The organism is Caulobacter sp. GW821-FHT09A05, from assembly GCF_059418465.1.
The window spans coordinates 352,707-365,870 of the sequence record NZ_JBWKPX010000001.1; the positions used below are offsets into that span (position 1 = coordinate 352,707).

Sequence of the window (13,164 nt, forward strand, 5' to 3'; positions counted from 1 at the left end):
ACCCACCCTAAGCAGACTTTGGATAGCCCAACGACTGGACATAGGAGCGGATGGCGGAAGCCACAGCGAGTGCACGCTTCTGGAGATCAGGAGCAGAGCCGAGACCCATCTCCTCGACTTCTACTGACACGAGGTATTCGGCAACAGCATCGTCTGATCTGCCGTTGGCGATCTGCCCGGCGGCCTTGAGCAGGTAGGTATCGTACTCATCCGCTGGCACGCCTGCTCCGATCGGATCCCAGTCTCGAAAACCAATCTCGCGTAACGGCTCTAGTCTGATTTTCGGACGCGTATCCATGAAGTCACGCTACGCACCCCTGTGTCCGATTTCCACACCCGTGCGGACGATGAGCGTGTCCGTTGTAGCGGCGCATCCGCGTCATTTCACGACGAGAAGACGGGCTTCTGTTTCAAAGATTGTCGCGCAGCCAGGCCGCGGCCCGGGCGACCGGGCTGGCGTTGGGGTCGAGCGGGCGCTTGCGGATGGCCGCCCCGGCCAGGGCCTTGGGCGAGACCACCTCGCGCGGACCGAAGGCCGAGCGGTGCAGGACGCCGGCCGCGGCGCAGAAGGCCGGGCCGGAGGCGGCGTCGGCCAGGTGCGGCACCCGGCGCGGACGGCCCAGGCGGACCGGACGGTCGAAGACGCGCACGGCCACCTCGCGCACGCCGGCCAGCTGGCTGGCGCCGCCGGTCAGGACGATGCCCGCGCCCGGCTCGACCGGCGCGCCCGAGGCCTTCAGCCGCTCGCGCAGCAGCTCCAACGTCTCCTCGACGCGGGGCTGGATGATGCCCTTCAGCAGGGACCGGGGCGCGATCACCGGGCCGGCGCCCGGATCGTCGCCGCGCGGCGGGGCCTCGATCATCTCGCGGTCCTCGTTGGCCGAGGCGATGGCGCTGCCGTGCAGGGTCTTGATGCGCTCGGCGCCGGCGACCGAGGTCTGCAGGCCGCGGGCGATGTCCTGGGTCACGTGCCCGCCGCCGACGGCCAGGCTGTCGACGTGGCACAGGGCGCCGTTGTTGAACACCGCCACCGAGGTCGAGCCGCCGCCCATGTCGATGCACACCGCGCCCAGGTCCATCTCGTCCTCCTCCAGGGCCGCCAGGGCCGAGGCGAAGGGCGCGGCGACCACGCCCTCGAAGCTGAGGTGGGCGCGCTCGACGCAGTGGGCCAGGGTGTGGAAGACGTTCTCGTTGATCGAGACGACCAGCAGCTCCAGGCCCAGGGCGCGGCCGAACATGGCGCGTGGGTCGCGGATGCCGCGCTGGCCGTCCACCGACCAGGCGATCGGCAGCAGGTGGATCGGCTTGCGGCCGGGGATGCGGACCTGGGCCAGGGCCGAGGCGATGGCGCGCGACAGGTCGCCGTCGCCGATCGGCCGGGCGCCCAGCGACACCTGGGTGTGGACGCGGTGACTGGCCAGCTGGCCGCCGGCCGTGCAGACGCTGACCCCCTGGACGTTGACGCCGGCCACGGTCTCGGCCCGCTCGACGGCCTGGGCGATGGCCTGGGCGGCCTCGTCCAGATTGACGATCGCCCCGCCGCGCACGCCGCGCGACTGCACATAGCCGACCCCGGCCGTGGTCAGGGTGCGGTTGTCGCGATGGACCCCGTCGGCCCTCATGATGAAGCAGGTGACCTTGGACGCGCCAAGGTCGACGGCCGCGACCGCCGGCTGACGCACGAGCGTCGCCTTCAAGCCTTCGCGGGCTTGCTTCCGGTCATCCAGTCGCGACATCGCTAAAGTCACCTCACACACAAGTTCATGATCAGGCCCCTCCGGCCACGGGCTGCCCGGGCAGCACCGCGTCGCGAGGCCTTACGGCCACCATCTCGGGGTCGCGCAGGTCGATGCGCGCGAAACCGAGATCGAGGATTCGTTGTCGTTGATCGAGTTGATCCAATTGAATCAGCGCGGACTCTTCGTCAATGGCCGGCAGCTGGATCAGCGAACCATCTTTCAGGCGCAGGTCCCAGCGGCGGTCGTCGACGCGCACCAGGGCCTCCAGGCGGTCACGCAGGCGCGGCCGGGCGTTGACGGCCGGCAGGATGGCGCCGGCGGCCTGGTCGGCGCCCTGCCCCACCACCAGCGGCAGCTGCGGGAAGCGCGCGGCGTCGGCCTCGCGGATGATGCGGCCCTCGCCGTCGATCACCCGCATGGCGCCGGAATGCTGCCAGACGGCCAGGGCCGGGCGCTCCTCGACGGAGATGAACACGGTGTCGGGCAGCAGGCGCACGACCTTGGCGGACTTGACCCAGCCCACGCCCTCGACCCGCGCGCGCAGGTCGGCTAGGTCCAGGCCCAGGGTCGGCTGGTCTTGATACAGGGCCGTGGCGTTGAGGATGTCGGCCTTGGCCATCGGCGAGGCGCCCTCGATGTGCACGGTCTTCAGCTTGAAGCCGAGGTCGGCGAACTCGCCGTCGACGCCGCGGGCCATGGCCTGGCCCAGGCGCTCGGCCCGGTGGCCGGTGGCCAGGGTGGCGACCAGGGCGACGACCAGGGCGCCGCCGGCCACGCTCAGCGCCAGGCCGGGCGACACGCCCACGCCGCCGCGCGCGGCCTGCAGCTTTCCAGCCGGCGGCGCGGCGCCGCGCGCGGCCGGTCGAGCCTTCGGACTTGCGGGCCCTTCGGCCCGGGGGCGCGTTGGCTTACGCGGTCCCCCCCGCACGCTTGCGGGCATAAGCGTCCTCCACGATCCAGAACACTAAACGATCAAACGAAACGCCGGCGTGGTCCGCCTGCTCGGGGACGAGCGAAGTGGGTGTCATGCCGGGTTGCGTATTGACCTCTAGAAGGACCAGAAGGTCGTTAATTCCGTCATAACGGAAGTCCGCCCTGGTCACCCCTCGGCAACCAAGACTTGCATGGCCAAGCTTGGCCAGATGCAGGGCCCGATCTCTGACGTGGTCCGGAATCGGGGCGGGCAGGACGTGGATCGAACCGCCTTCCGCGTACTTGGCGTGGTAGTCGTAGAAACCTGTGGACGAGCGGATTTCGGTGACCGCCAGGGCCCTGGGACCCGTTGTCCCGTCCAGGATCGCGACCGACAGCTCCAATCCTGGGATGTAGGGCTCGACCATCACCTCTTCCCCGAAAGTCCAATCCGGCGCGCCGACGTCGCGCGGCGGCCCGTTGGCGCCCTCGCCCACGACGAACACCCCGACGGACGAGCCCTCGGCGTTGGGTTTGACCACGTAGGGCGGCTGCATCACATGGTCGCGCGCGACATCGTGGCGGTTGAACAGGCCGCCGCCGGGCACCGGGATTCCGGCGGCCGCCAGCACGGCCTTGGACCTGGCCTTGTCCATGGCCAGGGCCGAGGCCAGGACCCCGGAGTGGGTGTAGGCCAGGCCCAGGGTCTCCAGCACGCCCTGCGCGCAGCCGTCCTCGCCCCAGCGGCCGTGCAGGCCGTTGAACACCAGATCGGGCGCGAGGGCGGCCAGGACCTGGGCGATGTCGGGACCCGGGTCGACGCGGCTGACCCGCGCCCCCAGCCGCTCCAGCGCGGCGGCGCAAGCCGCCCCGGTGACCAGGCTGACCTCGCGCTCGGCCGAGGGTCCGCCGAGCAGGACAACGATGTGGTGATTGGCGAGGGGTTTGGGGGTCATGGCCCCAGCGTTAGCCTCGAGATGTGGAGGCGTGAGGGAGAGCCGAAGGCGTTTGCGTGAACCCCTTCTCGGTGAAGATGAAGTCTTCGCCATTCACAAATGTTGTCATCCCGGAAGCCTCGCAGAGGCTGTCCGGGCCCCAGGGGACTGGGCTTATGCCTTGCGGTTCACCTGGGTCCCGGACAAGCGCTGCGCGCTTTCCGGGATGACAACCTTGAAAACGAACCTTGATTGAGCCCCGTCCGGGGACAGGCATAGGCGCCAGTCCCCAGCGGATCTCAGTGCGCCGGAGCCGGCGGGGCCGCCGCGCTCAGGGCCCGGAAGTCGATGTCGCTGTCGGCCACCAGGTAGATGAAGCTGGCCCAGGCGGCGACGTTCTGGGCCAGTTCGTCCGGGCGCACCTTGTTGAGGGTGTCGTCCATGGTGTGGTGGTAGTCGAAGTAGCGGCTGGCGTCCTGGTTCAGGGCGACCACCGGCACGCCCGACTCCTCCAAGCCGGCGATGTCGGCGCCGGCGTGGGCCGGCGGGTTGCGGTCCAGGTAGATCTTCAGCGGGGCCAGAACGCGCACGGCGGTCTTCATGGCCGGATGCTCGGCCGCGCCCTTTGCGATCTGCAGGCTGTAGACGCGGTCGGCGCCGGTGTCGCTCTCGCCGGCCAGGACGATCTTGGGCAGTTCGTCCTTGTGGGCGGCCAGATAGGCCTCCGACGAGCCGCCGCTCTCTTCCGAGCCGAACATCACCACGCGGATGGTGCGTTTGGGATGCTTGGGCAGGTCGCCGATCAGCTTGGCCGCGGCCGTGGTGATGGCGATGCCCGTGGCGTCGTCCAGGGCGCCGGTGCCGACATCCCAGCTGTCCAGGTGGCCGCCGATGACGATCACCTCGTCGGGCTTCTCCGAGCCCTTGATCTCGCCCGAGATGTTCCAGGCCACATCGGCCGGATCGACGGTCGAGACCAGCTTCAGCTTGATGCGCAGCGGGCCCTTGGCGGCCAGGCGCTCCAGCTGTTCGGCCTCGGGCACGCCCAGGGCGGCCGAGGGGATCGAGACCACGCCGTCGCCGAAGGCCGTGACGCCGGTGTGCGGCACGGTGGAGTCCGAGGTCGAGATCGAGCGGATCAGCAGGCCGACGGCGCCGCGCTTGGCGGCCTCGACCGGGCCGGATCGGCGCGAGATGCCGGCCACGCCGTAGCCGGCCCCGTCCTGGGCGCGGACCATCGGCTGGGTGATCACCACGATCTTGCCCTTCACGGCGCTTTCCGGCGCGGCGATCAGCTCGGCATAGGTCTTGAACAGCGCCACCTCGGCCTCGATCCCGGCGGCGGGGGTCGGCACCGTGCGGCCCAGGCCGACGATGTCGAGCTTCATCGGATAGGGGGCGACCAGCTCGGCGCTCTCCTCGCCGCGCGTCCACGACGGCTTGGCGAATTCCTCGACCTTGACGTTGGTGAAGCCCAGGGCCTTGAACTTGGCCACCGACCAGTCCTTGGCGCGGGCCATGGCCGGCGAGCCGACCAGGCGCGGGCCGATATTGGTGGTCAGGTCCTCGGTGACGTCCCAGGCGGTGCGGTCCAGCAGGGCCTTGTCGCGCAGGGCCTCCGCGGTCTTGGCGTCTTGAGCCTGAGCGGCCCCGGCCATCAGGGTGGAAACGGCGGCGGCGGTCAGCAGGGTACGGAGCAGGCGCATGAAATCTCCCTCGTTCGAGGGGTTCATAGCACCGCTATGCGCCGGGAATAGGCAACAACCGGATGAACTATCCGTAACCTTTGAGGTGCTTGGGGTTTGCGCACAATCCCCACCTCCGCTCATCCCGGCGAATGCCGGGACCCAGATGGAATGGCGGCGTGGCTAAAGCCAAGAGCGCTGAGCTCTTCCAATCATCCACCCCGCTATGGGATCTGGGTCCCGGCATTCGCCGGGATGAGCGGGTTGAAAGGCTAAAGCCGCCCGATCCGCTTGATCTCCCAGTCCAGCTGGATCCCGGTCTTGGCCAGCACGTCGGCGCGGACGGTGTCGCCCAGGCCTTCCAGGTCGGCGGCGGTGGCCTCGCCGGTGTTGATCAGGAAGTTGCTGTGCAGCGGACTGAACATCGCCCCGCCATAGAGCCGCCCGCGCCAGCCGGCCTCATCGACCAGTTTCCAGGAGGAATGGCCCGGCGGGTTCTTGAAGGTCGAGCCGCCGGTCTTCTCGCGGATCGGCTGGGTGGTCTCGCGACGCTCGGTGATGGCGCGCATGCGGGACTTGATCTCGGAAGGCTCGTCGGCCGTTCCTTCGAAGATCGCGTCCAGCACGATCATGGTCTCGCCGTCCTGCAAGGCGCTGTGGCGGTAGGTGTAGTGCAGGTCCTCGACCGTCAGCTCGCGCACCTGGCCGGCCCGGTCCATGACCCGGACGGATTTCACGACGTTGACGGTCTCCGAGCCGTAGCACCCGGCGTTCATGATCACCGCGCCGCCGACCGTGCCGGGGATGCCGGCGTAGAACTCCAGCCCCGCGACGCCGGCGTCGGCCGCCTTGCGGGCCAGGATGGCGTCGGGCACGGCGCTCCCGGCCTTGATGCGATGGTCGCCCAGGGCCTCGACGGTGTTGAAGCCCTTGCCCAGCCGGATCACCACCCCCTCGACGCCGCCGTCGCGGACCAGCAGGTTGGAGCCCACGCCGATGGCCAGCACCGGCACGGCGGGGTCGAGGGCCTTCAGGAAATCGGCCAGGTCCTGCTCGTCGGCCGGCAGGAACACCACGTCGGCCGGGCCGCCGACCCGGAACCAGGTGAACGGCGCCAGAGCCTCGTCGACCAGCAGCTTGCCGCGAACGGCGGGGAGTTGGGTTTTCCAGGTCATCGGAAACTCTCTCCTTCTCCCCTTGCGGGAGAAGGTGTCGGCGCAGCCGACGGATGAGGGGTCGCACCGGCGGCGATGCTGTACGCGGTTGTCTTGGCCTTCAACCCCTCATCCGGCGCTTCGCGCCACCTTCTCCCGCAAGGGGAGAAGGGATTCAGGAGCGCCCGCTTCACTTGGCCAGCGCTTCCAGCTGACCCGGCAGAGCATAGGCCCACGACGTGATGTCGCCGGCCCCCAGCAGCACGACCAGGTCGCCGGACTGGGCCTCGGCGGCGACCAGGGCCGGCAGGGCGGCGGGGCTTTCCAGGGCCAGGGCGCGGCGGTGGCCGAACTTCTTGAGGCCGTCGACCAGGTGGTCGCGGTCGACGCCCTCGATCGGCTGCTCGCCGGCCGTGTAGACGTCGGCGACGATCACCGTGTCGGCGTCGTTGAAGCACGAGCTGAACTCGGTCATCAGGTCGCGCAAGCGGGTGAAGCGGTGGGGCTGGACCACGGCGATCACCTTGCCGGTCGAGACCGCGCGGGCGGCCTTCAGCACGGCGGCGATCTCGACCGGATGGTGGCCGTAGTCGTCGACGATCCGGATCCCATTGGCCACGCCGGTGGTGGTGAAGCGGCGCTTGACCCCGCCGAAGCCGGCCAGGCCGGCGCGGATGGCCTCGGCGTCGACCCCCAGCTCGCGGGCCACGGCCACGGCGGCGGTGGCGTTGAGCACGTTGTGGTGGCCCGCCATCGGCATCTTCAGGCCTTCGTAACGGATCTGTTCGCCCGACAGCGGCGAGACGACGATGTCGAAGGTCGCGCCGTCCGGCCCCATGGCGATGTTGCTGACGCGGACCTCGGCCTGGGGATTGGTGCCGTAGGTGACCAGCCGGCGGTTCTCGATCCGGGCGGTCAGGGCCTGGACCTCCGGATGGTCGGTGCAGACCGCCGCGAAGCCGTAGAACGGGATGTTCTCGACGAAGTCGCGGAAGCCCTTCTTGACCGCGTCGAAGTCGCCCCAGTGGTCCAGGTGCTCGGCGTCGATATTGGTGACGATGGCCACGGTGGACTTCAGCTTGAGGAACGACCCGTCGCTCTCATCGGCCTCGACCACGATCCAGTCGCCCTCGCCGACCTTGGCGTTGGTGCCGTAGGCGTTGATGATGCCGCCGTTGACCACGGTGGGGTCCAGGGCGCCGGCGTCCAGCAGGGCGGCGACCATCGAGGTGGTGGTGGTCTTGCCGTGCGTGCCGCCCACGGCCACCGAGAACTGCAGTCTCATCAGCTCGGCCAGCATCTCGGCGCGGCGCACCAGCGGCAGGCGCTTGTCGCGGCCGGCCACCATCTCGGGATTGTCGGCCTTGACCGCGGTCGAATAGACGACGGCCGAGGCGCCTTCGACATGGGCCGCGTCGTGGCCGATGAAGATCCGCGCGCCCAGGCTCGAAAGCCGCTCGGTATTGGCGCTGGCCTTGGCGTCGCTGCCCTGCACGGTGTAGCCGATGCGGATCATGATCTCGGCGATGCCGGACATGCCAATGCCGCCGATGCCGATGAAGTGCACGGGGCCAAGTTCGAAGGGGACGGGTCGTCGACGCTGGATCATCCAGCCCGATTAGACGATTTGGCGACGGGGTGGAACGGGCTGTTTGGTGCAGATCGCGTGGATTTTGCCGGTCAGTGCGTGAAAATCCTCGTCCTTCGACAGGCTCAGGATGAGGATTTCAATGCGCGGCCGCAGGAACCCCAAGCCGATCAATAGACCTCATCCTGAGCCTGTCGAAGGACGAGTTCCGCCGCTCTGCCTGTCAGCCGCCATTCTGGCCCTGGCCCTCGCCTCGCCTGCCCTGGCGCAGCCCCCGCTTGAGCTGCGCCTGGCCGACGTCGGCCGGTTCGCCACCTTCGTGGACATGGGCGGGATCGCCTGGACGGGGCGGACGGCGCGCCTGCGCGTGCTGCAGGTGGCCGAGGACGGCTTCACCGCCGGGAGCGAGGCCTTCTGGGGCGGCTGGCGCCACGAGGTCATCGACTGCGAAGCGCGGACGATCGCCCACGCCGGCTTCGGCAGCATCCGGGCGGGCGGACGTGAAGGACCGGTGACGGGCGACCAGCGGCCCGCGGCGGCGATCCCGGCGGGCGGCGCGGACGAGGCGGTGGCCAAGGTGGCCTGCGACGGCTGGCGGCCGTTCGCCAAGGTTCCCGTGATGACCAGCGTCGAGGACGCGGTGAAGGTCGGCCGCCCCCTGATCGAGACCGGCGCCGAACCCTAGATCGGCGCCGGCGACACGCCGGGGCGATCGGCCGATCGCGACTTCCCGCGACCGGCCTGGCGTTCGCGCCTCGGAAGGCGCGGCGGGTCGCCGGCCCCTTACCAGTCCCCGGGGAGGGTCGGTCCGCCGCCCGTGCAGACGAAGATCGGTTCGGCGTCATAGTACGGAGACGGAACATTGGCGCGGACGACATAGACGTAGTCGCCCACCTGGCCGCAGCCCTGGTCGCTGACCTGTCCGAGAACCTGCGTCTTCGCCGCGTCGGCGTAGTAGGTGTAGGTGTAGGCGGTCAGCGGATCCTCGGCCATGGCGACCGGAGCGCCCAGGGCGACGAAGGCGGTCGCCACGCCGGCGAGAACCGCCTTGATGCGGATGGTCATCGAAACTCTCCCATCTGAAAAGCGCGACAGGCGCGCAGCTTGACCGTCCATCAGATCAAGCCCCAGATCAATCCTGGAGAGCATTCCTTACATTACAATCTTTCGGAGCCGCGACGGTCCCTACCGCGCCGTCTTCTCCACCAGATCCGCCAGGTCCTCCGCCGCATCCGGCTTCGCGACCGACCGCGCGCCCTCGGCCATCTTGGCCAGGCGCTCCGGGTCCTTGAGCAGGGCGTTCAGGGCGCCGGCCATGGCGTCGACGGTCAGTTCGTCCTCCAGGCAGACCGCCGCGCCGCCCGCCTCCTCGAGCAGGCGGGCGTTGAAGCGCTGGTGGTCGTCGGCGGCGATCTTCAGCGGCACCAGGATCGACGGGCGGCCAGCCACGGCCAGCTCGGTGCAGGTCGAGGCCCCCGAGCGGCCGATCACCAGGTGGGCCTGGCGCAGATAGCCGGCCATGTCGCGGAAGAACGGCGCGACCTCGCACTCGACCATGGCGTTGCGATAGGTCTTGCGGGCCCCTTCCATGCTCTCGGCGCGGGCCTGCTGGAACACCTTCAGGCGGCCGCGGATCTCCTCGGGCAGCTTGGCGACGGCCTCGGGGATCAGTTCGGACAGCAGGCGCGCGCCCTGGCTGCCGCCGGTGACCAGGATGCGCAGCTGCACCTCGGGCGGCAGGTAGGGCACGTCGTAGAGGGCGCGCACCGGCGGCCGCACGGGGTTGCCCACGACGTGGGCGCGGGCCTTCACCGAGGGCTTGGCCCGCTGCAGGGTCGGGAAGGCGCAGGCGACCTCGTCGACCCGGGACGCCAGAAAGCGGTTCACCCGGCCCAGCACCGCGTTCTGCTCGTGGATCACCGTGGGCCGCTTCTGGGCCAGGGCGCCCAGCAGGGCCGGCAGGGCGGGATAGCCGCCGAAGCCCACGACCACGGCGGGGTCCAGCCGCCTGAACGCAGCCTTGGCCTGGTTCACGCCCCGCCAGACCGCCACGCCGGCCTTGAGCATGCCGACCGGGTCGCCGGCCTTGGCGGTGGCGGCCGAAAGGGCCAGACGCTCCTGGGCCGGGAACTTGTCGGCATAGAGCGCGCCGCGCTCGTCGGTGGCCAGCACGATGCGCCAGCCGCGGGCGGCCAGGGCCTCGGCCAGGGCCTGGGCGGGGAACAGGTGTCCGCCGGTGCCCCCGGCGGCGACGACAGCCAGCTTGCTCATTGTGGGACGGCTCCGGTACGCGAGCGAATGACGGGCAAGGCGGCTCTCCTCGGAGACTCCTAGGCCAGGCCCCCCGCCTGGTCGAACTCTCCCGCCCCGCCATAGGCCCCCGGACGCTTGCGCGTCAACGCCAGGGCCATGCCCAGGGTCAGGCCCATGGCCAGCATCGACGAGCCGCCATAGCTGATGAAGGGCAGGGTCATGCCCTTGGTCGGGATCATGTTCAGGTTCACGGCCACGTTGATGAAGGCCTGCTGGCCCACCAGCACGAACAGGCCCGAGGCGGCCACCTGCTCGAAGGTGTCGGTCAGCTTCATGGCCTTGTACAGGCCGCGCACCACGATGAAGGCGAACAGGGTGATCAGGGCCAGGGAGAACACCAGCCCGTATTCCTCGGCGGCCACCGAATAGATGAAGTCGGTGTGCAGGTCGGGCACGTGGCGCTTCATCACCCCCTCGCCCGGGCCGCGCCCGAACAGGCCGCCGGCGTGGATGGCCTCGGCGGCGCGGGTGATCTGGTGGGTGTCGGCCTGGTCGGGGCTGAGGAACTTCTGCACCCGGGCGTGGACGTGGTCGAACAGGAAGTAGGTCGACATCAGGCCGCCGACGGCGACGGCGCCCAGACCCATGATCCACGAGATCGGCACCCCGGCCATCCAGAAGGCGGCCCCGAAGGCGATGGTGATCAGCACGGTCTGGCCGACGTCGGGCTGGACCAGCAGCAGGGCCACGGCGATGAAATAGAGGGCGAAGGCGATCGACACCCCCGGCACCCCCTCGCCCTTCTGCCCCTCGGCGAACATCCACGAGACCAGCACGATCAGGGCCGGCTTCATGAATTCCGACGGCTGGAAGGTGAAGCCGCCGATCAGCAGCCAGCGGGCCGCGCCCTTGGCGCTGTGGCCGATGAACGGCAGGGCCGCCATCACCCCGATGGCGATGATGTAGATGAAGAAGGCCGAGCGGCGGATGCCCCGCGGGCTGAGCATCGACACCGACAGCACGATCATCGCCGCGCCCAGGCCGAACACGCACTGGCGCACCGCGAAGTGGAACTGGTCGTCGATGCCGATCCGCGCGGCGGCCGCCGGGCTGGAGGCGAACGACAGCAGCACGCCCACCGTCATCAGGACCGCCGTGGCGCCCAGCAGCCAGTGATCGGTCGTCCACCACCAGACGCCCAGCCGCGAGCGGTCGGTGCGGGCGAAGGCGTGGGTGGTCTGGAACGTCATGGCCGGAGAGTCGGAGCTTAGGGTTAATCGAGTGTTGTTGTGGCGGTTACGCGAGGTGTGACCTTTTTCACCTGTACCCATCCTTTCATTCCGCTCATCCCGGCGGAAGCCGGGACCCAGATCCCAAAGCTGGGTGGCTGATTGGACGAACTCAGCGCTCTTGGCGTCAGCCCCAAAGCCATCCCATCTGGGTCCCGGCATTCGCCGGGATGAGCGGATCTATAATTCTAAGCCCGCTTGGCCGCCGAAGCCGGCGCCTTGCCCAGCCCCATGACCGCCGCGCGGAACGCCTCGCCCCGCTGCTCGAAGTCGGCGAACTGGTCGAACGAGGCGCAGGCCGGCGACAGCAGGACGATGGCCTCCTCGCCCGACGCCGTGGCGTCGGCATAGGCGGCGGCCACCGCCGTCTCGATGTCGCCGCACTGGCGCGCCGGGGCCCTGCCCTCCAGCGTCCTGCCGAAGTCCTCGGCCGCCTGGCCGATCAGGTAGGCGCCGGCGACGCGCGGGAACAGGTCGACCAGGTCGTCGATGCCGCCGACCTTGGGCACGCCGCCGGCGATCCAGTAGAACCTGGGGTAGGACGACATCGCCTGGCGGGCGGCGTCGGCGTTGGTGGCCTTGCTGTCGTTGACGAAGCGGACCTTGCCGATCCTGCCGACCGTCTCCATCCGGTGGGCCAGGCCCGGGAAGGTCATCAGGCCGTCCACCGCCTGGTGCGACGGGACGCCCAGGGCGCGGGCGGCGGCGTAGGCGGCCGCGGCGTTCTGCCAGTTGTGGCGGCCGGGCAGGCTGCGGGCGCGCAGCAGGTCGGCCATCTCGGTCACCCGCTCGCCGGTGGCGTCGTACAGCACGCCCTGCAGGGCGTAGACGCCCCGGCCCATGGCCTTGCCGGCGCTGATCGGCCAGATGGTCCGGCGGTTGGCGGCGGTGATCTCGGTGCAGATCTGCTGGCACCAGGGATCGTCGACCCCGATGATCGCGGTGTCGCCCTTGCCCTGGTTCAGGAAGATCCGGCGCTTGGCGGCGATATAGCCGTCCATGCCGCCGTGGCGGTCCAGGTGGTCGGGCGAGATGTTCAGCAGCACGACGGCGTCGGGCTTGAGGCTGGAGGTCAGGTCCAGCTGGTAGGACGAGAGCTCGAGCACGTAGACGGCGCCGCCGTGCATGTCCTCCAGGCCCAGCACGCCCTCGCCGATATTGCCGCCCACCCGGGTGTCGCGGCCGGCCTGGCGGCACAGGTGGCCGATCAGGGCGGTGGTGGTCGACTTGCCGTTGGTGCCGGTGATGGCGACGATCTTGGGCTTCTTGTGCTCGGGCGCGGCGTTGACCGTGCGGGCGAACAGCTCAATGTCGCCCAGCACCTCGACCCCGGCCGCCTTGGCCTTGGTCACCGTCCAGTGCGGCTTGGGATGGGTCAGGGGCACGCCCGGCGACAGCATCAGGGCGGCGAACTGGCTCCAGTCGGCCGTGGACAGGTCGACGACGCTGAGGCCCTCGGCCACGGCCGCCTCGCGGCTGGCGGGCTTCTCGTCCCACAGCGCCACCTTGGCCCCGCCGGCGATCAGCGCGCGCGCGGCCGTCAGCCCCGTCCGGCCAAGGCCGAACACGGCGACGGTCTTGCCCTCGAAACCGCGGACCGGGATCATGG

General features: G+C 69.8%; 12 protein-coding genes. 1 reads left to right on the forward strand and 11 read right to left on the reverse strand.

Annotation, left to right across the window (positions count from 1 at the left end; all coding sequences use genetic code 11):
• Window positions 1-7: 7 nt before the first annotated feature.
• From AC07NX_RS01600 to murC, 7 genes are all read right to left on the reverse strand, one after another.
• On the reverse strand, window positions 8-298 hold the full coding sequence (locus AC07NX_RS01600) for a hypothetical protein (RefSeq protein ID WP_494638509.1): 291 nt from the start codon (window positions 296-298) through the stop codon (window positions 8-10).
• 112 nt (window positions 299-410) lie between these two features.
• The gene (gene ftsA / locus AC07NX_RS01605) at window positions 411-1,736 is read right to left on the reverse strand and encodes a cell division protein FtsA (RefSeq protein WP_494638511.1); all 1,326 of its coding nucleotides are present in this window, start codon (window positions 1,734-1,736) and stop codon (window positions 411-413) included.
• 31 nt (window positions 1,737-1,767) lie between these two features.
• Window positions 1,768-2,679 (reverse strand): cell division protein FtsQ/DivIB, encoded by a 912-nt coding sequence (locus AC07NX_RS01610; RefSeq protein ID WP_494638512.1) that lies wholly within the window; start codon window positions 2,677-2,679, stop codon window positions 1,768-1,770.
• Window positions 2,648-3,607, reverse strand: a complete 960-nt coding sequence (locus AC07NX_RS01615; protein WP_494638514.1) for a D-alanine--D-alanine ligase — start codon at window positions 3,605-3,607, stop codon at window positions 2,648-2,650. Before AC07NX_RS01615 ends, AC07NX_RS01610 begins: the two co-directional genes overlap by 32 nt.
• A 278-nt stretch (window positions 3,608-3,885) precedes the next feature.
• Window positions 3,886-5,292: a M28 family peptidase gene (locus AC07NX_RS01620; protein ID WP_494638516.1), complete on the reverse strand. Its 1,407-nt coding sequence runs from the start codon at window positions 5,290-5,292 to the stop codon at window positions 3,886-3,888.
• 251 nt (window positions 5,293-5,543) lie between these two features.
• The gene (gene murB / locus AC07NX_RS01625) at window positions 5,544-6,446 is read right to left on the reverse strand and encodes a UDP-N-acetylmuramate dehydrogenase (protein WP_494638518.1); all 903 of its coding nucleotides are present in this window, start codon (window positions 6,444-6,446) and stop codon (window positions 5,544-5,546) included.
• A gap of 169 nt (window positions 6,447-6,615) precedes the next feature.
• Window positions 6,616-8,034 carry a UDP-N-acetylmuramate--L-alanine ligase gene (murC, locus tag AC07NX_RS01630; RefSeq protein ID WP_494638520.1) on the reverse strand — a complete coding sequence of 473 codons (1,419 nt, stop codon included), beginning with the start codon at window positions 8,032-8,034 and terminating at the stop codon, window positions 6,616-6,618.
• Between the two features lie 121 nt (window positions 8,035-8,155).
• Between murC and AC07NX_RS01635 the strand changes: the two genes are divergently transcribed.
• Window positions 8,156-8,698, forward strand: a complete 543-nt coding sequence (locus AC07NX_RS01635; protein WP_494638522.1) for a hypothetical protein — start codon at window positions 8,156-8,158, stop codon at window positions 8,696-8,698.
• A 98-nt stretch (window positions 8,699-8,796) separates the two neighbouring features.
• On the opposite strand, the gene AC07NX_RS01640 is transcribed toward AC07NX_RS01635, so the two are convergent.
• From AC07NX_RS01640 to murD, 4 genes are all read right to left on the reverse strand, one after another.
• Window positions 8,797-9,078, reverse strand: coding sequence for a hypothetical protein (locus AC07NX_RS01640; protein WP_494638523.1), 282 nt, complete (start codon window positions 9,076-9,078; stop codon window positions 8,797-8,799).
• Window positions 9,079-9,198: 120 nt separating this feature from the next.
• The gene (gene murG, locus AC07NX_RS01645) at window positions 9,199-10,284 is read right to left on the reverse strand and encodes an undecaprenyldiphospho-muramoylpentapeptide beta-N-acetylglucosaminyltransferase (RefSeq protein ID WP_494638525.1); all 1,086 of its coding nucleotides are present in this window, start codon (window positions 10,282-10,284) and stop codon (window positions 9,199-9,201) included.
• A gap of 59 nt (window positions 10,285-10,343) precedes the next feature.
• Entirely contained in the window at window positions 10,344-11,516 is a 1,173-nt protein-coding gene (gene ftsW / locus AC07NX_RS01650; RefSeq protein WP_494638527.1) for a putative lipid II flippase FtsW, read from the reverse strand.
• 227 nt (window positions 11,517-11,743) lie between these two features.
• Window positions 11,744-13,162 carry a UDP-N-acetylmuramoyl-L-alanine--D-glutamate ligase gene (gene murD, locus AC07NX_RS01655; RefSeq protein WP_494638528.1) on the reverse strand — a complete coding sequence of 473 codons (1,419 nt, stop codon included), beginning with the start codon at window positions 13,160-13,162 and terminating at the stop codon, window positions 11,744-11,746.
• Window positions 13,163-13,164: the final 2 nt, after the last annotated feature.

Coding starts and splice junctions, on each gene's coding strand:
- AC07NX_RS01600 (WP_494638509.1), bottom strand. CDS start 298: ATGGATACGCGTCCGAAAATCAGACTAGAGCCGTTACGCGAGATTGGT.
- ftsA (WP_494638511.1), bottom strand. CDS start 1,736: ATGTCGCGACTGGATGACCGGAAGCAAGCCCGCGAAGGCTTGAAGGCG.
- AC07NX_RS01610 (WP_494638512.1), bottom strand. CDS start 2,679: ATGCCCGCAAGCGTGCGGGGGGGACCGCGTAAGCCAACGCGCCCCCGG.
- AC07NX_RS01615 (WP_494638514.1), bottom strand. CDS start 3,607: ATGACCCCCAAACCCCTCGCCAATCACCACATCGTTGTCCTGCTCGGC.
- AC07NX_RS01620 (WP_494638516.1), bottom strand. CDS start 5,292: ATGCGCCTGCTCCGTACCCTGCTGACCGCCGCCGCCGTTTCCACCCTG.
- murB (WP_494638518.1), bottom strand. CDS start 6,446: ATGACCTGGAAAACCCAACTCCCCGCCGTTCGCGGCAAGCTGCTGGTC.
- murC (WP_494638520.1), bottom strand. CDS start 8,034: ATGATCCAGCGTCGACGACCCGTCCCCTTCGAACTTGGCCCCGTGCAC.
- AC07NX_RS01635 (WP_494638522.1), top strand. CDS start 8,156: ATGCGCGGCCGCAGGAACCCCAAGCCGATCAATAGACCTCATCCTGAG.
- AC07NX_RS01640 (WP_494638523.1), bottom strand. CDS start 9,078: ATGACCATCCGCATCAAGGCGGTTCTCGCCGGCGTGGCGACCGCCTTC.
- murG (WP_494638525.1), bottom strand. CDS start 10,284: ATGAGCAAGCTGGCTGTCGTCGCCGCCGGGGGCACCGGCGGACACCTG.
- ftsW (WP_494638527.1), bottom strand. CDS start 11,516: ATGACGTTCCAGACCACCCACGCCTTCGCCCGCACCGACCGCTCGCGG.
- murD (WP_494638528.1), bottom strand. CDS start 13,162: ATGATCCCGGTCCGCGGTTTCGAGGGCAAGACCGTCGCCGTGTTCGGC.